The organism is Mariniflexile sp. TRM1-10 (genome assembly GCF_003425985.1).
Lineage (GTDB): Bacteria > Bacteroidota > Bacteroidia > Flavobacteriales > Flavobacteriaceae > Mariniflexile.
On sequence record NZ_CP022985.1, the window covers coordinates 1514365 to 1537958 of the forward strand.

At 34.2% G+C, this 23594-nt stretch carries 19 protein-coding genes and 2 tRNA genes; 10 read left to right on the plus strand and 11 right to left on the minus strand.

Annotation, left to right across the window (positions count from 1 at the left end):
* Positions 1-57 precede the first annotated feature (57 nt).
* The 4 genes from CJ739_RS06460 to gdhA all read right to left on the minus strand — a co-directional run bounded on the left by CJ739_RS06460 (position 58) and on the right by gdhA (position 7005).
* Positions 58-2469 carry a TonB-dependent receptor plug domain-containing protein gene (locus CJ739_RS06460; protein WP_117173562.1) on the minus strand — a complete coding sequence of 804 codons (2412 nt, stop codon included), beginning with the start codon at positions 2467-2469 and terminating at the stop codon, positions 58-60.
* 3 nt (positions 2470-2472) lie between these two features.
* Positions 2473-3192 carry a DNA repair protein RecO gene (recO, locus tag CJ739_RS06465; protein ID WP_117173564.1) on the minus strand — a complete coding sequence of 240 codons (720 nt, stop codon included), beginning with the start codon at positions 3190-3192 and terminating at the stop codon, positions 2473-2475.
* Positions 3192-5537, minus strand: a complete 2346-nt coding sequence (gene porZ, locus CJ739_RS06470) for a type IX secretion system anionic LPS delivery protein PorZ (protein ID WP_117173566.1) — start codon at positions 5535-5537, stop codon at positions 3192-3194. Before porZ ends, recO begins: the two co-directional genes overlap by 1 nt.
* Before the next feature lie 124 nt (positions 5538-5661).
* The gene (gene gdhA, locus CJ739_RS06475) at positions 5662-7005 is read right to left on the minus strand and encodes an NADP-specific glutamate dehydrogenase (protein ID WP_117178798.1); all 1344 of its coding nucleotides are present in this window, start codon (positions 7003-7005) and stop codon (positions 5662-5664) included.
* A gap of 312 nt (positions 7006-7317) precedes the next feature.
* On the opposite strand from gdhA, the gene CJ739_RS06480 reads away from it, so the two are divergent.
* Positions 7318-8121, plus strand: a complete 804-nt coding sequence (locus tag CJ739_RS06480; protein WP_117173569.1) for a THC0290_0291 family protein — start codon at positions 7318-7320, stop codon at positions 8119-8121.
* A 78-nt stretch (positions 8122-8199) separates the two neighbouring features.
* Positions 8200-8919 (plus strand): DUF3298 and DUF4163 domain-containing protein, encoded by a 720-nt coding sequence (locus CJ739_RS06485; RefSeq protein ID WP_162880144.1) that lies wholly within the window; start codon positions 8200-8202, stop codon positions 8917-8919.
* Here CJ739_RS06485 and CJ739_RS06490 read toward each other — a convergent pair.
* Complete coding sequence (locus tag CJ739_RS06490; protein WP_117173573.1) at positions 8899-9363, minus strand: DinB family protein; 465 nt, start codon at positions 9361-9363, stop codon at positions 8899-8901. The genes CJ739_RS06485 and CJ739_RS06490 overlap by 21 nt on opposite strands.
* A gap of 139 nt (positions 9364-9502) precedes the next feature.
* Between CJ739_RS06490 and CJ739_RS06495 the strand changes: the two genes are divergently transcribed.
* A complete protein-coding gene (locus tag CJ739_RS06495) occupies positions 9503-9850 on the plus strand; it encodes an arsenate reductase family protein (RefSeq protein ID WP_117173575.1) in 348 nt (115 codons plus the stop codon).
* Between the two features lie 178 nt (positions 9851-10028).
* Here CJ739_RS06495 and CJ739_RS06500 read toward each other — a convergent pair whose 3' ends face one another.
* Positions 10029-10262 (minus strand): helix-turn-helix domain-containing protein, encoded by a 234-nt coding sequence (locus CJ739_RS06500; RefSeq protein ID WP_117173577.1) that lies wholly within the window; start codon positions 10260-10262, stop codon positions 10029-10031.
* A gap of 397 nt (positions 10263-10659) precedes the next feature.
* Here CJ739_RS06500 and CJ739_RS06505 point away from each other — a divergent pair, with 397 nt between their 5' ends.
* Positions 10660-11016 (plus strand): hypothetical protein, encoded by a 357-nt coding sequence (locus CJ739_RS06505; RefSeq protein ID WP_117173579.1) that lies wholly within the window; start codon positions 10660-10662, stop codon positions 11014-11016.
* Positions 11017-11227: 211 nt separating this feature from the next.
* A complete protein-coding gene (locus tag CJ739_RS06510) occupies positions 11228-11776 on the plus strand; it encodes an RNA polymerase sigma-70 factor (RefSeq protein WP_117173581.1) in 549 nt (182 codons plus the stop codon).
* Positions 11777-12688: 912 nt separating this feature from the next.
* On the opposite strand, the gene CJ739_RS06520 is transcribed toward CJ739_RS06510, so the two are convergent.
* From CJ739_RS06520 to CJ739_RS06535, 4 genes are all read right to left on the minus strand, one after another.
* Positions 12689-12760: transfer RNA gene (locus tag CJ739_RS06520), tRNA-Arg, on the minus strand.
* 50 nt (positions 12761-12810) lie between these two features.
* Positions 12811-12884 (minus strand) — tRNA-Asn (locus CJ739_RS06525).
* Between the two features lie 223 nt (positions 12885-13107).
* Positions 13108-14439 (minus strand): RIP metalloprotease RseP, encoded by a 1332-nt coding sequence (gene rseP / locus CJ739_RS06530; protein ID WP_117173583.1) that lies wholly within the window; start codon positions 14437-14439, stop codon positions 13108-13110.
* A 73-nt stretch (positions 14440-14512) separates the two neighbouring features.
* On the minus strand, positions 14513-16444 hold the full coding sequence (locus tag CJ739_RS06535) for a M1 family metallopeptidase (protein ID WP_117178800.1): 1932 nt from the start codon (positions 16442-16444) through the stop codon (positions 14513-14515).
* A 327-nt stretch (positions 16445-16771) separates the two neighbouring features.
* Between CJ739_RS06535 and CJ739_RS06540 the strand changes: the two genes are divergently transcribed.
* The 4 genes from CJ739_RS06540 (at position 16772) to CJ739_RS06555 (ending at position 20544) form a co-directional block, all read left to right on the plus strand.
* Positions 16772-17440, plus strand: a complete 669-nt coding sequence (locus CJ739_RS06540; protein WP_117173585.1) for an SCO family protein — start codon at positions 16772-16774, stop codon at positions 17438-17440.
* A 466-nt stretch (positions 17441-17906) separates the two neighbouring features.
* Positions 17907-18137 carry a FeoA family protein gene (locus CJ739_RS06545; protein ID WP_117173587.1) on the plus strand — a complete coding sequence of 77 codons (231 nt, stop codon included), beginning with the start codon at positions 17907-17909 and terminating at the stop codon, positions 18135-18137.
* The gene (feoB, locus tag CJ739_RS06550) at positions 18134-20233 is read left to right on the plus strand and encodes a ferrous iron transport protein B (RefSeq protein WP_117173589.1); all 2100 of its coding nucleotides are present in this window, start codon (positions 18134-18136) and stop codon (positions 20231-20233) included. The genes CJ739_RS06545 and feoB overlap by 4 nt, the downstream gene beginning before the upstream one ends.
* A gap of 173 nt (positions 20234-20406) precedes the next feature.
* A complete protein-coding gene (locus CJ739_RS06555; RefSeq protein ID WP_117173591.1) occupies positions 20407-20544 on the plus strand; it encodes a FeoB-associated Cys-rich membrane protein in 138 nt (45 codons plus the stop codon).
* 28 nt (positions 20545-20572) lie between these two features.
* Here CJ739_RS06555 and CJ739_RS06560 read toward each other — a convergent pair whose 3' ends face one another.
* Positions 20573-21226 carry a metal-dependent transcriptional regulator gene (locus tag CJ739_RS06560; protein ID WP_205419409.1) on the minus strand — a complete coding sequence of 218 codons (654 nt, stop codon included), beginning with the start codon at positions 21224-21226 and terminating at the stop codon, positions 20573-20575.
* Between the two features lie 100 nt (positions 21227-21326).
* Here CJ739_RS06560 and CJ739_RS06565 point away from each other — a divergent pair, with 100 nt between their 5' ends.
* Positions 21327-23588 carry a TonB-dependent receptor gene (locus tag CJ739_RS06565; RefSeq protein ID WP_117173595.1) on the plus strand — a complete coding sequence of 754 codons (2262 nt, stop codon included), beginning with the start codon at positions 21327-21329 and terminating at the stop codon, positions 23586-23588.
* Positions 23589-23594 lie beyond the last annotated feature (6 nt).

A 23594-nucleotide genomic window follows, 5' to 3' on the forward strand; every position in this document is an offset into this window, starting at 1 on the left:
ACGTGAAATCGCCACTTTTTTTAATTAGTATATTAGTGGCTTAAACATTTTATATCGTTACAAACTATATTTTAAAGACAAAATAAAATTTCTACCCGCTGCTGCAATACCCGACGAATAGGTTTTATAGCGTTGGTTCGTAATGTTCTCTAAACTAGCGGTTATACTTGTCGATTCACTTATTTGATACTGACTTCTAAAATTAAGCGTGTACCACGACGGGCTATACGGATTACCATTGGCGTCTTTGGCGTATATATAATCTTTTTCAATTTCGGAAGGTGCTAATTGATAGTAAGACAATTCGTTATTATAAACCGCAAAGACATCGAATTTTAGATTATTATGTTCCCAAACCAAATGGGTATTTCCAAAGTTAGGTGCTGCATGTCTAACCGGTACCTCAACCCCATCATCTACTTCACTACCACCAACCACACTATATTGTGAGGTTAACTTTAATTGATTGGTTAAGGCTAATTTCATACCAACTTCAAACCCATAAATCCAAGCTTTTGAAGCGTTTTGTATGGCTTGCACGTTACTTAATTCGCCAGCATACATAATTTGGGTTTCGCCATTTAAAGCAAAATAACGTCGTACTAAAGCATTATCTAAATAGGTGTAATAACTGCTTAGGTCTAAAACAAACTTTTCATTAAAATTAAGTTTCAAACCCAGTTCGCCTCCATAAGCATATTCAGGCTTTAAGTTATTGTTTGGCACAACTACTGAACCCGGTTCCGAGTCGAATACTTTACCAATATCGTCTATATTGGGTGCTCTGAACGCCGATGATGCATTTAATTTCCATTGCAATATGGCGTTAGGCGACCAACGGATTCCCGCAGTTCCTGTAAGTGCCGATGATTCGTTATGAGCCCTATTAAAAGGCAAGTTTAAATACACATTGTTTTCTGAAAAATCAGCATGAGAGGTTATATAATTAAAACGCAACCCCGACTGAAATACAAGCTTTAAATTGGGCTTGTATTTAATACTTGTATAAGCCGCCGCCGATTGCCAACTAGCCCCATTAGGATATCTTGAAACGGTTGGAATGGTGATGTTAGTACTTATATTTTCTTCTTCACCCTGCGACATTACCTTGTTGTAAACGTATTCTAAACCATAAAAAAGTTTGGTTTTAAGCGCTAGGGTTTTTTCAAAATCCAAATTAAAAGAATAGGCATCTACGGCTTCGTTTCCTAAATTCCTTATGTCGGATTGAAAGTCTCTATCCATTCTGCTTTCCTGAAAATTTTGATAGGCTATGGTGGCTTTTATTTTATCGTATAGATTGGAATGGCTACTTAATTTAATAATTTGCAAGTTGGACATAAACCAGTTTTGCGGCCCATAACTCCATTCGGCCGAACGTAACACGTCGTTTTTGTAACGAATCAATCGGTCGTATCTGGGATAATCGGAGGTAGTGGTGTAAAACAATCCTAAATTAAAACTTAAATTGTCTTGAGGTTTAAAATGTACTTTTTGTAATAAATTTAATTGTTGGTAACCTGTTACTTTTTGCACCAATGGATTGTTATTTTGTATTATAACATCACCACTATTGGTTGCTAGAGCAAATTCGGGGCGTAAATACGAGATAGGGCCATGTTTTCCCATACGTAAATCGCCAAAATCGCTGTAACTGACATTCGTCAAAAATGCCCATTTTTTGTAACCCAGGTTAAAATCAATGTGAGCTGTTTTTTCATCGCTTGCTGTGGCATATCTCACTATAGTATTCGCTTTGAAAAATAACGAATCGGTTAACGATGTTTCTGGTTGTTGGGTATAAAAACTCATAACGCCGCCAATGGCATCGCTTCCATAAATAACTGAGCCAGAGCCCAAGGTAACTTCGGTGTTTTGTATTGAAAAGGGATCGATAGAAATAACGCTTTGTAAATTACCGCCTCTAAAAATAGCATTGTTCATTCTAACGCCATCTACTGTAATTAACAATCGATTTGTTGAAAATCCTCTAATCATAGGGCTTCCGCCACCTAGCTGACTTTTCTGTACATATACTTGCCCGGTGCTTTCCAATAAATCGGCACTGGTTTGTGGGTTTCCAAATTGAATGGCCTCGGCATTGATATTGATTATTTTCTGGGGAATATCGCGTTTACTTTGTTCGAACTTGGATGCCGATATAACAATTTCGTCTAAACCTTCTGTATTAGATTCCAAATATACCCTGTTTGATTGCTCTAACTGATGCTTGGTTATTTCTTTAAGGACGTGCGATAAGTGTTTGAAATAAATAATTTCATTATCTGAAAACTCATCTAAAGACGCTTCTCCCAAAAAGTTGGTAACCGTACTTTTAGACTTGTCTATATTATAAATAGCTACACCAAAAATAGGTTCTCTCGTAAGGCTATTTAGCACCTTAATGTTTTGAGCCTCAAGTTGTATGGACGCAAATAAAAAGAATGAAATAGCAAAAAAAAACTTCATGGTTTAATTAAAAACTTGATTAAATACTTGCAGTGATTTTGGTGGTTTAAAACTTCCCAAATGTAATTCAAAATAAAGCAACATCATACTTAAAAATGATTGTCTCTGTTTTGAATTTATCTTTACTGCTGGTAAGGCATCAAATGTTGTGCCCAACAACTGTTTTAAAAGTATTAAATTTTCACCCGAAATGGTGTAATTATCATGCTGATTGGTTTCAAACTTGCCTTCTTTCAAATTAAAATAAGAACATTCTGTATTAGATGTTTCTGGGTAAAAACCTAGGTATTTGGATAAATTCAATAAGAATAATAAATGAAAATTTGAAAATTCAGATTGCTCATCCAACCATAACAACGTGGTTTCTATATAGTTAAACAGTGTCTCGTTAGGCTCTTCTTCTTTTAAAGTACTTGATAAAACTTCAGACAAAAACATAACAATAGCACTTTTTAAAACATGGGTATGCAAACTACTATATACTTGATTTACTTTAGTGTCACTAATGCTCTGGAGCGACCTATTTTCTTTATAATGAATGCTTAATTGCAATTGCGAAAGTGGCTGAAAATAAGCTGCTTTGGTGTTGGATTTTTTGTTTTTTAAAACGCCCCGTAACAAAAAATCAACAATACCTAACTGCTGGGTATAGCATTTTACAATTAAATCGTTGTCTTTATATTTTAATTTTGAAAGAACAATAGCGTTTGTAGTAATAAGCATTATCTAACCACCATTATTTTTAAAACTTTTGTTTCGTATGAATCTAAATCTGAAAGCATAACGAGATACACCCCCGAAGCGACCACATTATTAGCCATATTTTTACCGTTCCAGTAAGCTGTTCCACCATCAATTTCAAGATTATAACCGCTATGGCGTTGATTGGTTCTAGATTGTGCTTCGGCTACCAAATTACCTTCAATATCGGTTATTTTTATATTGACGTTTTCTGAAATATCTTTAATTTTTACTTTCTGATCTACAATATTAAAGTTTGGTCTTACAGGGTTTGGATAAGCATAAGCATTTTCTAAAGTCTCAAAAGGGCTTGAACCACCAGAACGAAAAGACACCAGTCCTTTACTTGTAGCTATGTAAACAATGCCATTGGTATCGTCTATAGAAACATCTGCGATCGTATTTGATGGCAAAGGCGAATTGTCTTTGGTGAAATGATAAATGGTTTTTTGGCCATCGGAAGACAAATAAAATATGCCCGAATCGGCAGTTCCTATCCATTTATTATTGGAGCCATCTACTTCAATATCTGTAATAAACTGTTGAAAGAGTAACTCTTTCGCGATGCCATCTTCTAAAATAATAATTTCATCTACGCTAACGTTGTCTTCAAAAAAATTGGAGGTATTATATAAAACACGCAAGCCTCTGAAAGTACCAATCCAAAGTTGGTTTCTTTTATCTAAAGCCAAAGCTGTTGCATATGTGTCTGGCATATTTTCGTCTTCTTTATAAACACTTTTTATTTTTGGAGTATTGCCATTTTCATTAAATCCGATAAGACCGTAATTATAGCTTGCCACCCATTTGGTATTATCGCTTCCAATAACCAAATCTCCAAAACCTATATTAGAGCCATATTCGGCAGGGATTACATCTGTAAAACTATACGATTTCCACTGGTTATTACTAGGGTTAAATGATTTTAATGGTTTGTTTATTAAACTGGAAATCGTCCATAAAAGTCCATTAGCATCAAAAGCCGAAGCACCTACCCTAATGTCAATATAATTAGGATTGCTGGGTAAAATCAAAGATTCTAAGCCACTATTGGTTTCATTATATAAAATGGTTGGAGTTTCCTCATTAACTTCTAACAAACCACTAAAAAACGAACTTATAAACACTTGGTTATTGTTTGATGGGTTTACAGCAATCGTGTTTAAACATTTGGCATCAAAAACTTCCTCATAAGGGGTGTTTATCCACTCGCTGTTTTTAAGATGACTGAAGCCTCTGCTGTTTAACGGATAGGGGTTAAAAGACGTATTATAATCTCCGAAAGTAACCCACAATCCATCAGGTTCTGCATTTAAAGAAAATGGTATATTTAACAGTGGTCCTTCGGGATGTATTTCTTCAAAAGTTGTAGGTGCTGTAAGTGGCGTTTTTAAAACTCCAAAATCGGTGGTCCCTATATATATATAATTGGCATCTATCGTAGCAGAAGTATACTTTGTGGCAAATTCTGTATTTGTTGGAACTTGTGAAATAATGTTGAAACTGGCATCATAAACAAACACATTATTTGGTGTTGTAACCACCAAATTACTTTCAACATTCTTAACATCCAAAGGAACCGTGTCATATTGAAATACCTGGTTTAAAACATCGTTTACTACTTGAAATATTTGTCTGTTTGTATTTACAACATACAGCATATCCACTACCGTTTCAACCGCAGTAAAATTACCCGTTGTAACGGTTTGCCAGTTTTGGTAATCTATTAAATTAAGGCTTGTAACCAATGCTTTTCTTAAGCCATTCCCATCAGCACAAGCAGCATAAATATAATCTCCAAAAACAGCAGTTTGTTTTATTTGTATTTGGCTACCACCATTACCTATAAAATAAGTATCACCAAATTCTAAGCGCTCTAAATTAAACACCGAAATCCCGTAGTTTGTTGATATATAAACCACCTTTCCATAGGCATTAAAATGGTTTACTCTTTTTTGTACGGCAGGAATGGTTGGTTTTTCAATAATGTCTACAACTGTTAGGATTTTATCATCATCATCAAAAGCAATTTCAATAAGTCCACTTTCATAACCAATAACCAATAATTCATAAACGTCGCTATAGTAAATGGTTGAAATTGTTTCACCCGATAGGCCATTAATAGTATTTAGTTCTTTTATTTCGTTTGAAAGTATATCAATACTAAAAACAGCATTTTCGGCAGCAGCATAAATTTTATTATTGCCTTGGGCAACTTGCTTTATATTGTAATATGAAAAATGCCCTTTCCAAAGCGCAGAAAAATCTTGTGCATTTTGAATTAATGGCACTAAACAAATTATGAATACAAGGAGTCTTTTGATCATTTTTAAATTTTAAATAGTCAAATATATTTATAACTAACGAGTTTTACTTTAAAATAATATATAATAAAACAAAAAAGCTTCCCGTTTAGACTAGGAAGCTTTTCGTTTTCATTTGTATTGACTTCTACACAATACCTTGTGCTAACATGGCGTCGGCTACTTTAACAAAACCTGCAATATTGGCTCCTTTAACATAATCGATATAGCCATCTTCCTGTGCGCCATATTTAGTACAAGAATCATGAATGTTGGACATTATATCTTTTAGTTTTAAATCAACTTCATCTCTAGTCCAGTTATATCGTAACGAATTTTGGGTCATTTCTAAACCAGACGTCGCAACACCACCGGCATTGGATGCTTTTCCTGGTGCATATAAAATTCGAGCCTTATGAAATTCCCGAACTGCCTGAATAGTAGATGGCATATTAGCACCTTCGCTAACACATATACAGCCATTTTTTAAAAGCGTTTTTGCATCTTCATCATTTAACTCGTTTTGGGTGGCACAAGGCAAAGCGATATCACATTTTACTTCCCAAGGTGTTTTACCTTTAATAAATTTGGCATTAGGATATGTTTCTAAATAAGCGCTTATTCTTGCTCTTTTAACGTTTTTAAGCTCCATGATAAGTGCTAATTTTTCCGCATTTATCCCGTCAGCATCATAAATATATCCTGATGAATCGGACATGGTTAGTACATTAGCGCCTAATTGAATACATTTTTCAACAGCATATTGTGCCACATTACCAGAACCCGATACCACAACCTGTTTGCCTTTTAAATCGTGCCCTTTTGTTTCCAGCATTTTTTGGGCAAAATAAACGGTTCCGTAACCTGTTGCTTCTGGTCTTATTAAAGAGCCGCCCCAAGACAACCCCTTTCCTGTTAAAACACCAGTAAATTCATTTTTTAGTTTTTTGTACATTCCGAAAAGGAAACCAACTTCTCTGGCACCTACGCCAATATCGCCTGCAGGTATATCGGTATTCGGTCCAATATGTCTAAATAACTCACTCATAAATGCATGGCAAAAGCGCATAACTTCACCATCGCTTTTTCCTTTAGGATCAAAATCACTGCCCCCTTTTCCGCCACCCATTGGCAAAGTGGTCAAGCTATTTTTAAACACTTGTTCGAAAGCTAAAAATTTTAAGATGCTCATATTAACAGTAGGGTGAAAACGCAAACCGCCTTTATAGGGTCCAATCGCCGAATTCATTTGAATTCTGTACCCTCTATTTACCTGAATTTCACCAGCATCGTTTACCCAGCAAACACGAAATGTGATAACACGTTCGGGTTCCACCATTCTTAGCAAAATGTTTTTTCCATAATATATATCGTGTTCAACGATGTAAGGAATTACAGTTTCTGCAACTTCCTCTACTGCTTGCAAAAACTCTGGCTCATTACCATTTCGTTCTTTTACAAGATCTAAAAAAGCTTCAACGTTACTTTTCATTGGTTTTATTTTTAAAGTTGATTTCATGCATATTATTTATGTGTTTATAATTTTTTTCTTGTTAAATATACTCGTTTATTTGGTAAGATTCTTCTTTGATTTAAATAAATAACACACTATAAAACGCATCTAATTTATCATATTTACAATTTATTGATGCAAATATACGTTATCTTTAAAAATAATGACATTTTTTATTGAAATTCGCAATAAATAATTTTATGCTTAAAGCAGCAAATTATAATTATTTGTTTCTTTATTGAGTTTTTATATATTTGTTTTTATTAATGCCTCAAAAAACGGAATCTTATTATGCTTAACTTTAAATGTTTAGCTTTTTTTTTATGTTTGGTAGCCTTCCACCAAACGGCATTCTCCCAATTAGGCTTTTCCCATGAAATAGGCATTATTGCTGGCCCCGTAGAATTTAGATCAGATTTCGGAAAACGGGGCAATACTGAAACCAACTTTGGAAACATGGGTATTGGAATAGGCGTTGTGCACTATATTAATTTCTCATACAGAGCAGATTGTAATTGTTATTCAACCGATACTTATTTTAACGACCATTTTAAATTACGAAATGAAATTTCGTGGAACAAAACCAACTTAGAACATTTTGGAAAATGGGTTGACCCTAAAAAAAATACCGTAGAAGCTAATCAACTTAGAGGTCATAAAGGAGTTGCCAAAAATTTAGATATAGGCACCCAGCTAGAGTACTTTCCTTTTAGCATTCGTTCATTTCAATCTTTTGGTTATAGAATCGCTCCTTTTGTAAGTTTGGGGGTGCATTATACATCTTTTAATCCTGAGGTAAGCACTACCTATGCAAATCCAGACCCAACCGCCTTTGGCGATGTAACAGACCCTAGTAACTTTTATTCGCTTTGGGCACCAGGATCTGTAGATGCTTCCGGGGGAGGCACTTGGTCTGTAGTAAGCAGCGTTGGCGTTAGATATAAAGTAAGCAAGCTTGCAGATTTAATGCTAGATGTAAGATGGCAATATTATTTCAACGACTGGGTTGACGGTCTTAACCACCAACTAGACTATAATAAACACAACGATTGGTTAGTATGGGTTAATATTGGATACATTTATTATTTAGACTAAAACTACACATAAACTTCTTTTTTTATTCGGTGTATTCAAATGCAATATTTACCTTTAAGGAAGGTTAATAATTTACATATGCATTATAGAAAAACACTTTTAATTATATATTTAATATCCGTCATTTTCTCTTGTCATGAAGAATTGAAAATAACGTTTTCGGACACTAACATGACTACTCCAAATAATAAACTAGTCGAGGTAAACATACCAAAAGCTAGTGGAAACAGTGTCGTAGCCAACCAAATAAATGACGAAATAAACAAAACAGTCGTGGCTGCATTGCAAATTGGTGAACAAAATGTGATTACATCCAAAACCATTGAAGAAAGCATCACGTTGTTTAATGAGGAATACCATGTTTTTAATGCCGATTTTCCCGATGTTTCACAGCCGTGGGAAGCTCAAATCGATGGTGAAATTATGTTTCAATCGCCTGAAATTATTAGTGTTTCCATAACATCGTATATAAATACTGGAGGCGCACATGGCAATACCAATATTTCTTTCTTAAATTTTAATGCGTCCACTGGAAAACGCATTCAAAACAGCGAATTAATTAAGAATAAAGAAGCCTTTAAAACCATTGCGAAATCGTATTTTAAAGATGCCGTTACAGAAAACGATATGCTTTTTGACCCCGATAACTTTCAATTACCTGCCAACATGGGTTTTACCGAAGAAGGTCTTATTCTGCTATACAACACTTATGAAGTTGCGCCCTATTCAACAGGAATTATAGATTTTACAATTCCTATTGAAGAAGTGAGCGATTTTTTAACCTTTAATGGCCCGTAACAATGCCATGACATAACCAAGATGCATGCCTTCATGAAGCATAATAAACTGAAAAGCTTCATCAATATTGGTCAATGTATTTCCTGTAGTGGAAACAGTATATTCTTGGTAATTTTTAAATAGCCCGTTGCTGTAATCTGCTTTTGTTTTTTCAATGGTAGAAAAAAGCAATGCTTTTATTTCGTCTAGCTCTTCTTGTGTTACGGCTCCTTCTGGCTTGGTGTCTTTTCTATATTTTCCAACCAACTCGTCACTAATCATTATTGGCAAGCCCGATAATTTATAAGCCAACATCTGTTGCGTCACAACAATATGCCCAATATTCCAAATAACATTGTTGTTAAATCCTTTTGGAATCTTGTTTAAATCTTCTAAAGAAGTGTTTTCTATAATTCGGTTAAAAGTTTTTCTGGTATTTGGTAAAACGTCTAAGGTAAAATGCATCGTAATTTTTTTATAAATATATCTTTACTTATTTTGGCTATAAATATAGGATAAATATGAAATTAGCCATAACAATTATGAAAAGTTTAAACGAGTTCATTAATGGCGAATGGCATCTAGACCATAAAAAAACAAATCGATGAAAAAGGTATACTATTTAAAAACATGCAGCACCTGTGTTAGAATTTTAAAGGAATTGAATCTGCCTTCAGAATTTGTATTACAAGACATAAAAACTGAAGAAATAACCGTAAAACAACTTGAAGAAATGAAAGCACTTGCCGGAAGCTACGAAGCGCTTTTTAGCAAACGTTCTAAGCTTTACAAGGAAATGGATTTAAAAAACCAAAAACTTGAAGAGCGCGATTACAAACACTATATCTTGGAGCATTATACGTTTTTAAGCAGACCCGTAATTATTGTTGACGATAAGATATTTATTGGAAATTCCAGAACTGTGGTTGAAGCTGTTAAAGACGTATTGTGATTTAACTAAACCATAAAATAATAAAAGATTTATAGAAATGCAAGTTCTTTTGTGTTGTTTCCTTTGTTGGCTCGAATCAACAAATATAAACCTACTTTGTCATATTAATGTTTGTACTATTATTCTTGGACCGCTGCCCATGAGCAAATATTAATTTCAATAAAAAATCATCAACTGACTATAAATCAAAGTCAAAGAGTTCTTTTGGATGAACGTTTAATCCACGAGCTAACTCGAAGATTGTAGTTAATTGAATATTAATCTCACCTTTTTCGTATTTAGCAATATCGCTGTGATCTATATCACATCTTTGCGCTAATTCTCTTAAACTAAGTTTCTTTTCTTTCCTCAATTCATAGACACGTTTGCCTAAAAATATTTGAAGTTGGTTTTTATGGAAATTTGAAAACATGTGAAAAATAAAAAAGCAATTTCACTAGAATTTTTTAAAAAAATGTGGGCTTTATAGCCCACATTAGAAATTTATTGTTATATTTGATTTTTGTAATATATTTGCGATTCTTCAAAACAAAATATTGAAGCATTCGCTTAGAATCTCGCACTAGAAAACTGGTAATTTTAAAGGAACGAGATGATAAGTAAGATGCTCACGCCTCTCTCACTTTAGGCGTGGGCTCACTTATTGTTCCTAGGTATACCAGTACCTCTAGTGCAGTAAGCTGAGTTCCGCGCCTTTTTTGTTTTCGTACACAAAAAGGCTCAATGAGGTTATAAACCTTATTTTCAGGTAACTTAGACTTTGTAAAATACTTTAAAATGACTATATTTAACTTTAAACCACATCCCTCATGGAAAAAAACAACACTCCTATAGAGCTCCACTCTTTTATACTGTCGCAGTATGATATTATAGCCTCACTTACATTATTGCTGGATAGATCGGCTCTCAGCAACGCCGTTAAAGAACACTGTGGCACCGCGCTCAAGGTTATGGGCATTATATATACGGATCTCGCCTATGGCACTGGAACCCAGCTTTTGTCAAGAAAAGAATTTGATACGTTCTTTAAATCGTTTCCGACCGTATATTATAATAATAGGGAACAGATATCCATAGATACGCTAACCAAGAACATAAAAAAGTGTATCGAAACTAATGAAGTCGTGGCCATTGCTCAGGGTGGAAAAAAGGCGAAAAATATATAGATAGCATGTTTTGCCCAGCCTAGGCCATTTATTAGTTGATTTAATAATTTTAATTAATAAGCGAATCAACGGTTGGTTTTAAAGAATATTAGTATCCAGCAAGTGGAGGTCTAAGCCTTTCCAAAATTCAAGACTTTGAAAAAGCGATCTCCCTGATTCGCAAGGCTCATTTTCAACCCTTGATTCGCATTAATTATATTCCAATAAAGCCATGAGGGAAGGCAAAAAAGAATTAACGCTTAAAGACTACAACAAGCTTTTTAAGAGCCTGTACCCACAGCTATGTGTATTCGCATATAAGTACCTTGATAATTTAGAGACCTCAAAAGACATCGTTCAGGAGGTTTTTATCAAGGTATGGGAAGATAAAACCGTTTTTCAAGATGAAAACCATACCACGGGCTATTTTTATAAAGCCGTAAAAAATAAATGCCTCAACTATCTAAAAAGCAAACGGCACCAGCTAACAGAACGTTATGGGCAGGAAAGCATGGAAACCCATGAGACGGAAGAATTCCTTATGTCCGAGGCCGTGGTACTGGAAACCACCGTTATCATAGAGAACGCCATCAAGACACTGCCGGAAAAAGCCGCCCAAGTGATAAGGCTCAGCATCAAGGACTACACCAATGATGAGATTGCCAAGGCACTGTCCATCTCTGTCAATACGGTCAAGGACCATAAAAAAGTGGCATACCGCAAATTAAGAAAGATTCTGGGGTTTTTAAGGCAGGTTTTTGGGGTTTTGGGTTTTGGGTGATCTAAATGAATGCCTCGGTACTTTAAAAAAATGCTTTAATTTAGAGTAGAAAAAACAAAAGCGTTGGGTAATTATTGTATTCTTAAAAAATTGCTAGTTTTAGCTAAACCAAAGGTAATTATTTTGTTTGCTTGCTCCAGTTTGCTATGCTCGTGTCCTTTGTAAAATCCTCGTTCACAAACACACAACTTTTTACACAAGAAAAATGTTTCCTGCCATATGACCAACATCACCTATAAAATTGATAATATATAAATAGTCAAAATCAAGATTTATGAAATGAATTGAATTCTGGATAAAAATTGAATTATTTTACAACCCAAATTAATATTCTTGGCTCGTTGAACTGAATTTAAAAAATGCTAAAATTATTACTCCGAATTTAGAAGCTATAGATTCTACTAATGCAAAATAACATCAAAATTTGCAATAACAACTTCATTAATGCAAAATATCAATATATTTTTGCAATAAGAGAGTGCTTAATGTAGTTTACTACTAATTTTTGCTATACTAACCACTTCCTTTAGTCTCTTAATCTCTAAACTAATTTTCTTCTGTACTACTTTACCATAACTTTTTTGCGTTACTTTTATATTTGAATGTCCTAGTAATTCACTGACTATTTCCATCGGCAGATCGTTATACAATAACATCGTAGAAGTAAAAGCTTTTCAGCTCAATGCAAAAAGTTGTGATTTAATTAAAAAAGGAAAAAGATTCAAGATATAACATCCAAGACCCGACTAGCACCCAATCCCGTAGATGCTTCATAGATAAATTAAAAACTTGCCAAATTGACTCTTAGAAGAAAAGCAAAAAGTGCGTAAAGCACCAGTAGTTTTGATGGCTATTATACGTAAAAAGTCTTAAAAAATAAAATCCCACATCTGGCTAAACCCATATAAACAGTGACTCCACCAAGATTCGAACTTGGATCTAAAGTTTAGGAAACTTTTGTTCTATCCCTTGAACTATGGAGCCTTTAAACCAAAAAAGACCTTACATTTCTGTAAAGTCTTTTTCTTGTTTTGCTCCCCCTCTTGGGCTCGAACCAAGGACCCTTTGATTAACAGTCAAATGCTCTAACCAACTGAGCTAAGGAGGAGTGTTAATTGTATTTATTTTTAAGCGTTTCATTCATTTCCAAAAACAATTTTAAGATGGAATGTATGCTTTAATTTTCGTTTTTTTAAAAGAACTTTATCTTACTTTTTCTTCAACCTTCCGATAGCTATCGAAATGAGCTAAAGAGTGGTGTTTGTCTTTCGCCTAAGCGAGCGCAAATATATATATATTTTTAATTACTGCAAATATTATTTTTAAAAAATTTAATTAAAAATGGCTTTGAAAATATCGTTACCATTAGCAAACAAAACCAAAGCTATTAATATAAAGAACCCTACCATTTGTGCATACTCCATAAACTTATCTCCTGGTTTTCTGCCAGACACCATTTCGTATAGCAAAAACATCACATGACCGCCATCTAAAGCTGGAATAGGCAATAAGTTTAATACTGCCAACATGATAGATAAAAAGGCTGTTAAATACCAAAAGGCTTGCCAGTCCCATTGGGCAGGAAACATGTTACCAATAGCTGCAAAACCTCCAATTTGTGATGCCCCTTTTTTGGTAAAGATATATTGAAACTGTGCTAAGTAATCCTTAACTTCCCAATACCCTTTGCTTATTCCTCCTGTAATACTTTCAGAAAAACTATAGGTTCTGTTTTGTATCTTAATGTAATCGGGATCCGTTACAGTCGATACAACTCCAATAGTTTTGTCTTCTCCTTGAGTAATATTTAAGTTTTTAATTTCATTATTACGCTCAACCTCTACATTTAAAGTTTTATCTGTGTTATTTTTGATTTGATAAGTTAAATCGGAATAATATTCAATAGGCTGCCCGTTTACCGCAATAATCTTGTCAGTAGTTTTTAATCCTGCTTTATCTGCAGGCGAGTTTGCAACAATTGAATCTAGCTGAAATGGATAACGAGGTGCCATGGCTGGTATATCTCCAGCTTCAAAAAGTTTTTGCCCAATATCTTCAGGAAGTTGAATATCTGCAACTGTTCCATCAGGATGTTCTACTTTAATGTTCTCTACATCTCTAAACATTATATACTTGTTAATGTCTATAGTAAGCTCTTCGAACGGTTTTCCATTTACCGATATGATTTTATCTCCTTGCTGGAAGCCGTAAGTTTCTAAAGTTTTTGCAATTCCATAACCGTATTTAATATCTTCTTTTGTTATATAATTAGTGCCCCAAACAAAAAGCATCATTATAAATAAAAAGAATGCCAAAATAAAATTCACCGTTACACCACCAAGCATAATAATTAAACGTTGCCATGCGGGTTTAGAGCGAAACTCCCAAGGTTGTGGCGGTAAAGCCATTTGCTCGGTATCCATACTTTCGTCTATCATCCCGGATATTTTAACATAGCCGCCTAACGGTAACCAGCCAATGCCATAAACAGTATCGCCTATTTTCTTTTTAAAGAGTGAAAATTTAACATCGAAAAATAAATAGAATTTTTCCACTCTTGTTTTAAACAGTTTTGCCGGGATAAAATGCCCCAATTCGTGTAAAACAACTAATATGGAAAGGCTTAATAATAATTGAGCCGCTTTTATTAAAAATACAGACATGTATTAGGTTTTTTTTATAATCGGACAAAAGTACGCTTTTAACATCATTTAGAAAACATAATACTAGGTATTACTAATTTTTTAACACCGTTTTATTAATTACACCTTGATTAGTATGGAATTGAATAAAAAGAATTCCCGATGCAAACGATGTTACATTCATGGTGGGTGACCAACTAGATGTATATAATAATTGACCAAGTGCGTTAAACATTTTAACCTCATTAACCTCTACATGATTTGGTTTAATAAAGTTAAACTCGTTGGCAGTCGGGTTTGGATAAATAAGGAATTCTGATTGTAACCCTAAACTGTCTACAGCTAGCAAAACGCTATTGTTTTTTGAAATTAGATCGGCTTCCGGGTCAAACTGAATAGAAGATACCGTAAAATTAACCGCATTTAAAAAATCTTCATTGTTTACTGTACTGTTAAGTGTTATATCTAAAATTTCACCTGAAGTTCCTAAAAGTCGCAAAGGTACTGGTGCTTCAAAATAAGTTACTGATGGGTCACTTTGCGTTTGCTTGATATTAATTAACACTTGATTGGATGTTGGTTGACTCCATTGAACGGTATAACTTGGATACCCTTGATTATACAACCAATCGTTAAAAAATTCTGTTAAGTTCTCGCCACTTGTGGTTTCCATAATGCCTATAAAATCGGCGGTTTTAGCATAGTCATACGCATGATTGGGGTTACTTAAATAATTTTTTACCCCTTGAAAAAAGTTAGCGTCTCCAAGCTTTTTTCTTAACATGTGTAATACCATAGCGCCTTTATCATAGGATAATCTTCCACTAAATATTCTTCCTATGTCAGTGGTATCGACATCTGTTAAATAAACAGCTCCGTTAGGTGCAGATGTAATGGATGTCGTGCGTTGTTGTTTCCAATTTATAAAAGCTGTATTACCATCAAGATTTTCAATGGTTAACCCAGATAAATAGGTTGCAAAACCTTCATTCAACCAAATATCTTTCCAGCTTCCGCAGGTAACTTTGTTTCCAAACCATTGATGCGCCAATTCGTGAGCAATTAAATTTCTGTTAAAACTACCCATAAATGATACGGTTGTGTGTTCCATACCACCCCCCCAACCAAACTGTGCATGTCCATACTTTTCGTTTGCAAATGGATATTCTTCAAATAAATTGGTAAATAGGTTCATAATATCTACCGTAACAGGCGTACTGGATTGTGCCAAACTTAGACTTTCGGGATACACATAATTTACAATATCAAAAGGGTTTCCATTATTTGGCACCGTATGTGAATATACTTCGTAATTGGTTACGGCTATAGCTATTAAATAGGCAGGAATGGCATATTTGTGTTTAAAGTGTGTGGTTTTATTGCTTCCATTAACCACTTGGCTTTGCTCTAACCCGTTTGAAACGGCAATATATTCAGCGTTTGAAGGGTTAAATCTGGGTGTGGTAATAAACACATCAACCGAATCTACTTTATCATTCAAATCTTGCTTACATGGCCACCAGCCTTTGGCTCCATAGGGCTCGGAAAGTGTCCAAATAACCGGGTCGCCATTATGTTGGTTTTGCTCAAAAGACCCGAAACCAGAACTTACAGGATTTCCAGAGTAAGTAACGGTTAACGAATCTAAAACACCTAAATTTTGAACTGTCGGCAAGGTAACAACCACTTCATCATTAGCATTTTGACTAAATGAAAGCGCATTACCACGTTGCAACACTTGCGAAACAACCATATTATTAGTTAATTCTAAAGTTATCTGGCTTAAGTTTTCTTTGGCTTCAAAATAGGTTGTTACATTACCAGAAATAGCAGCTACCGAAGGGTTTAAATTAAATTCTAAACGGTGGTATTTTACGTCGTAATTCCCTGTGTTTATATTAGCTTTTTGAAGCATCTTTTTCATAGCAGAAGAAGCTTCAGCAGTTCTTATAGACTTTAATGTTTCATTAAAATCTTGCCCGAAAAAAGGGGACGAAAACAAACAGAATATAAATAACAGTCGCATTTTCATTTTTATGATTTCTTTTTAAGCATTTTAGTTTAGTACATGACAAAAACTCAAACATATTCAGATGTCAGTCTGAGCCTTTCGTCTTCGCTCAAGATAAACTAAAGTCGAAGACTTTGGAAATATTGTTTTTAATCGCATTTCGCAAGCTGTGCTTTTATCTTCAAATAAAAATATATTTTCATTTTCGATAATGCTCAATGTGACACTCTTCAATTTTTGTCATGTACTAAAGCATTTTAGTAGTGTTAAAAATAGCCTTTTATTACTAATGTGTCGTATTTTTGCCATCAATACTTAATTATAAGCCTTAATTTAATATTCATGCTTTATTTTTTCAAAGACTATAAAACGTTTGGAATTGTATTTTTGATTTTATCTATCATTATCGTTTCTATTATATATAATACGTTAAATGTGTACCAACCGTTGCCTATTTACCAGCCAGCCATGGTAAGTACCGAGTTGGTCGATAGTACAATTCAATATCAAAAAAAATACCATAAAATAGCCGACTTCAAACTTATCAATCAAAACGGAAAAACGATTACCCAAGACGATTATAAAGATAAAATTTACGTTGCCGACTTCTTTTTTACAACCTGCCAAACCATTTGCCCGATTATGACAAACCACATGGCGCAAATACAAAAAGAGCTTATTAATGATGACGACGTACTATTGCTTTCGCACACCGTAACACCAAAAATTGATACGGTCGCACAACTAAAGCGTTATGCTTTGGAAAAAGGTGTGAATGATGCCAAATGGAATTTAGTTACTGGTGATAAAAAGCAAATTTATGAGTTGGCAAGAAAGAGCTATTTAGCAGTAAAAGATTTTGGCGATGGCGGTGATTTTGATATGATACACACCGAAAATTTTATGCTTATTGACAAAAAACGTCAAATTCGAGGGTTTTATGACGGCACCAATGCTGAAGACATTGATAAATTACTTGAAGATATTGAAATTCTTAAACAGGAAAAGTAGGTTTTTTGTTTAGTTGTATGTTGTTAAGCTGATTTACTTTAGTACATGACAAAAATTGAAGCATATCACATGGAGCTTATCGAAGTCTATTATCGTTTCTTCCTTCATGTAGCTTTGACAGGCTCATACTTCGACAAGCTCTGTATGACAGGCATATTTTAATACCATTCCCGATGTCAAACTGAGACCTTTGTTAAAGTTTTTAACTAGCGAATGCGATGACGTAATTTTTTAAAATGTAATTATCTTTAAAACAGATGTTTATAAAATGCGTCAATGGTAGCCTGTCGAAGTCCAATCCTAACACTTTTGTATACAGTTTTGGTTTTTTGTCATGTACCAAACTGATTCACAACTTAACAACTCCACAACAAACAACTAAACTTCTTAAAACTTTTAAACCTTAAACTTTTTAACTTTAAACTTTTCCCTTACTTTTGCTTCTTTAAAATCAATCTAAATAAGTTTGCAAAACACATTAGCTGAATTAAAACGAGGTGAACGCGCCATTATCGTAGATGTTTCGTCCATCCATATTCCTTTAAAACTTTTAGAAATGGGTTGTTTACCTGGTAATTTGGTAGAACTTGTTCAGTTGGCACCATTTAAAGATCCTATGTATTTAAACATTAATGGCACCCATTTAGCAATTAGAAAAGAAACGGCTGTTCATATTTTAATTGAAAAAGAAATATGAGTAAACAAATAAATGTAGCCTTAATAGGAAACCCAAATACGGGCAAAACCTCTGTTTTTAATGCTTTAACGGGTTTGAATCAAAAAGTTGGGAATTACCCTGGCATTACTGTTGAAAAAAAAGAAGGGATTTGTAAGTTGCCTCGTGGTGTTAAGGCACATATTATAGATTTACCGGGTACTTATAGCTTAAATGCATCGTCGCTGGATGAAAATGTTGTTATAGAGCTGCTTTTAAATAAAAACGACAAGGATTTTCCTGATATTGCTGTCGTGGTAACCGATGTTGAAAATTTAAAACGTAATCTGTTACTTTTTACCCAAATTAAAGATTTAGAAATTCCAACCTTATTGGTTATTAATATGGCGGATAGAATGCGCTATAAAGGAATTTCTTTAAATATTGAGTATTTAGAATCCCACCTTCAAACCAAAATAGCTTTAATTAGTACCAGAAAAAAAGAAGGTATTGATAATTTAAAACACTTAATTGCTAATTATAAAGAAGTATCCGTTACACCCTGTCTCAAGGCATCGGATATTGATAAGGAATACTTTGAAAATTTACAAAAAGCGTTCCCAAATCAGCTTTTATACAAATTATGGCTTGTCATAACCCAAGACGTAAATTTTGGAAAAACAGACAGAAATGAAATTGAAGCTGTAGCCGATTTTAAAACTAAAAGTAAAGCCGATCTAAAACGATTACAGCAAAAGGAAACCATAAAGCGTTACCAGTTTATAAACAATGTCCTTAAAGAAGGCCAAACGATTGACGTATCGCAAGCCAAAGATTTACGTTCAAAACTGGATCGTGTTTTAACTCACAAAATCTGGGGGTATTTTATTTTCTTCATTATTTTATTAACCATTTTTCAAGCTATTTACGATTGGTCTAGCGTGCCAATGGACTTTATTGATAGTGCTTTCGCTTCTTTAAGTGAATGGACAAAAAACCAATTACCACAAGGCGCCTTTACCAATTTATTGTCCGAAGGTATTATTCCGGGACTTGGAGGTATTGTTATTTTTATTCCTCAAATTGCTTTTCTATTCTTGTTTATTTCGGTACTTGAAGAAAGTGGTTATATGAGTCGCGTGGTGTTTCTAATGGATCGTGTGATGCGTCGCTTTGGATTAAGTGGAAAAAGTGTTGTGCCTTTAATTTCGGGAACTGCTTGTGCCATTCCTGCGATTATGGCAACTAGAAATATTGAAAGTTGGAAAGAACGTTTAATAACCATTTTAGTAACGCCGTTTACAACCTGTTCCGCCAGATTGCCGGTGTATTTAATTATTATATCATTAGTCATTCCCGAAGGACGCTTTTTAGGGTTGGGGTATCAAGCTTTAACCTTGATGCTTTTATACTTTCTAGGATTTGCAATAGCCGTTCTTTCTGCCTATATTTTAAACAAGGTTTTAAAAATAAAAAGCAAAACGTTTTTTGTGGTTGAAATGCCTAATTATAAGCTTCCCATGTTTAAAAATGTGGCGCTTACGGTGTTGGAAAAAACAAAATCGTTTGTATTTGGTGCAGGAAAAATAATCCTAGCTATTTCCATCATTTTATGGTTTTTAGCATCATATGGTCCTGGCGATAATTTTAATAATGCCGAAACGATTGTTAAAACCGAGTATGCATCACAACAATTATCTGAAGAAGAAATAAGTCAGCATATAGCATCTTATAAATTAGAGCATTCTTACATAGGCATTACGGGTCGTGCAATTGAGCCTGTTATTAGACCATTGGGTTACGATTGGAAAATAGGGATTGCTATAGTAAGTAGTTTTGCTGCTCGCGAAGTGTTTGTGGGCACGCTTGCAACCATTTACAGTGTTGGAAATGATGATGAAGCCACCATAAAAAACCGCATGGCAGCTGAAGTAAACCCCATTTTAGGAGGGCCTTTATTTAATTTTGCATCGGGAATTTCATTACTACTGTTTTATGCTTTTGCTATGCAATGCATGAGTACCTTGGCTGTTGTAAAAAAAGAAACCAATAGTTGGAAATGGCCTACATTGCAATTGGTAATTATGAGTGGTTTTGCTTATATTGTTGCATTGATAGCCTATCAGTTGTTAAAATAACAAGAGGCTATCTAAAAAGTCTAGTTCTATGTCATATTGAGCTTGTCGAAATATTTTAATTTACTGCTAATCAATATCGGTTTCGACAAGCTCAACCTGACAAATTAAATTTAAAAAACTTTTTAGACAGTCTCCTTTTGAAATGAAACTAAAGTAACCTCGACAAACCAAACATGAACACCATCATTCAAAATATATTGGTTTTTACAGCAATTTTATTTGCCTTAATCTTTTTGATTAGGAAGTTTGTTTGGAAAAAATCGAAATCAAAAAAATCCTGTGGTGGCGATGATGGTTGTGGGTGTGGTTAAAAACAAAAAATCAAGATGAGCTCTCCACCTATACTTTTTCCACAAACAAATTGTTAGCTACAGTTTGTGAGATGCTCATTGATGTATCTCCAATTTTAATGACCATTGAATCATCAAAATCCTCTCTAGATAAAACCGTAATTTCTGAACCCAATGCTATTTTATGCTTATCTAAATACTTTAAAAAAGCAGAAGAGGTATCTTTAACACCCACACAAACTCCTTTGGCATTATCAGCTAAATTAAAAAGCAATATTTTATCGGTCTTTTTTATATCTCCCGATTTATCTGGAATAGGGTCTCCGTGTGGGTCATGCGTGGGATAATCAAGTAATTTATCCAATTCATCAATAAGCTTTTCAGATTTTATATGTTCAAGCTGTTCTGCTATTTCATGCACCTCGTCCCAAAGAAAATTAAGTTTTTTTACTAGAAAAACTTCCCATAGACGATGCTTTCTAACTATTTCAGCAGCGGTTTTTTTTCCTTTTACAGTAAGACTTACCCCTTGATATTTTTTATAATTAACATACCCTTTTTCAGCCAACTTCTTCATCATATCCGTAACCGATGACGCTTTGGTTTCCAAAGCATCTGCAATACTATTTGTACTTACAGTATGAACCCCATATTTCCCTAATTGGTAGATGGTTTTTATGTAATTTTCTTCTGTTAGCGTAATCATAAATGTATAATTAAACCGTAAATATAGTTTATTATTATTTTAGATTTTATTTTTAGATTAATCTAAAAATATATTTATATTTGCAAAAAATTAATTTATGAGATATATAATTCTATTTTTAAGCACACTCTCAATATCATTGAACGCACAACAAATAACCGGAAATGTATTTTCTGATGGTGAGCCATTACCTTATGTTAATGTTTACCTTAAAGGCACCTCTAAGGGCACCACAACAGATGAAAATGGATTTTACAAAATTAATGCCATTGAAGCTGGAAACTACACCATTTTAGCGTCTTTTACTGGATTTCAAACCCAAAGAAAAAACATAACTGTTTCGTCTAATACACTAGTTATAAATTTCGATTTAAAAGAATCTGGATTACTTGAAGAAGTGGTCGTTACCGGAACCCTAAAGGCCGTATCCCGTTTGGAAAGCCCTGTTCCAGTTGAAGTCTATTCCCCAGCATTCTTTAAAAAAAATCCAACACCTAATATTTTTGAAGCCCTGCAAAATGTTAATGGAGTACGCCCTCAAATTAATTGTAATGTGTGCAATACGGGCGATATCCATATTAATGGTCTCGAAGGTCCTTACACCTTAGTATTAATTGACGGCATGCCTATAGTTAGTGGTTTATCCACTGTTTATGGTTTATCGGGCATTCCTAACTCATTAATTGAACAAATTGAAATTGTAAAAGGGCCTGCTTCTTCTCTATATGGAAGTGAAGCCGTTGGTGGTCTTATTAATATCATAACCAAGCTTCCAGAAAATGCCCCCCGATTTTTTGCAGATAGCTATGTCACTGGTTGGGGAGAAGTCAATCTGGATTTAGGATATAAAGCCAATGTAGGGTCGAAAGCCAGTCTTCTTACTGGAATCAATTATTTTAATTACAACAATCCCATAGATAATAACAATGATAATTTTACCGATCTAACCCTTCAAAATAGAATTTCAATATTTCAAAAATGGGATTTTGAACGAAAAAATCAAAGAGCATTTTCTCTTATAGGACGTTATTTTTATGAAGACCGATGGGGAGGTGAAATGCAATGGAATCCATCATATAGAGGTGGTGATGAGATTTATGGAGAAAGTATTTATACGTCACGCTTTGAAGCTTTAGGAAAATACCAACTACCGGTTGAAGAAAAAATATTGTTTCAGTTTTCATATACCGATCATGATCAAAATTCGGTTTATGGCAATGTTCCATATTTGGCACAACAACGTATTGGTTTTGGACAATTTACTTGGGATAAAACCTTAAAGAATCATGACCTTTTATTTGGAACGTCGTTACGTTATAATTATTACAATGATAACACGCCAGCTACGGTAGAGGCAGATAATATTGTCATTCCATCTCTATTTATACAAGATGAAATAAAATTTCACGAGAAGCATACATTATTATTGGGAACACGCTATGATTACGACAAAAGACATGGAAACATTTTCACACCCAGAATAGCGTATAAATTCAAACCTACAAAAAACGATATTTTCCGTGTAAATGCAGGAACAGGCTTTAGAGTCGTTAACTTATTTACCGAAGAACACGCTGCACTTACCGGAGCTAGGGAAGTTGTCATAGAGAACGACCTAAAACCAGAACGTTCCTATAATATTAACCTGAACTATTTAACCAAACTGTATACCAAAAGCGGTATTATGATTGGACTTGATGCCTCTGTCTGGTATACCCACTTTACCAATATTATTTTACCTGATTACGATACCAACCCCAACCAAATCATTTACGACAATCTCGATGGTAAAGCCATAAGTCAAGGGGTTAGCCTTAATATAGATGTTATGTTTTCTAACGGCATAAAACTTTTGGCAGGAGCCACACTTCAAGATGTCTCTAAAACTGAAAATAGCATCACAGAACGTCAAATACTAACCGAAAGCTTCTCTGGTACTTGGGCGGCGTCCTATAAAAATTATAAATACAACCTAACACTGGATTATACGGGTAATATTTATGGCCCTATGCGTTTGCCTTTATTAGGTGATTTGGATCCTCGTAAAGAGAATTCGCCTGTTTGGAGCATTCAAAATATTCAGCTAACCTTTGATGGTTTAAATAATTTCGAAATATACGGGGGCGTAAAAAACCTATTAAACTGGACCCCTAATAAAGGAAACCCTTTTATTATCGCTAGAGCACACGATCCGTTTGATAAAAATGTTGATTTTGATAGCAATGGCAATGCTTTGGTAAACAATGACCCTAATAGTCCTAAATATAACCCATACGGATTAACGTTCGACCCGTCTTATGTGTATGGTCCAAATCAAGGAATACGATTATTTTTTGGATTACGATATACTTTAAATTAATTTTGA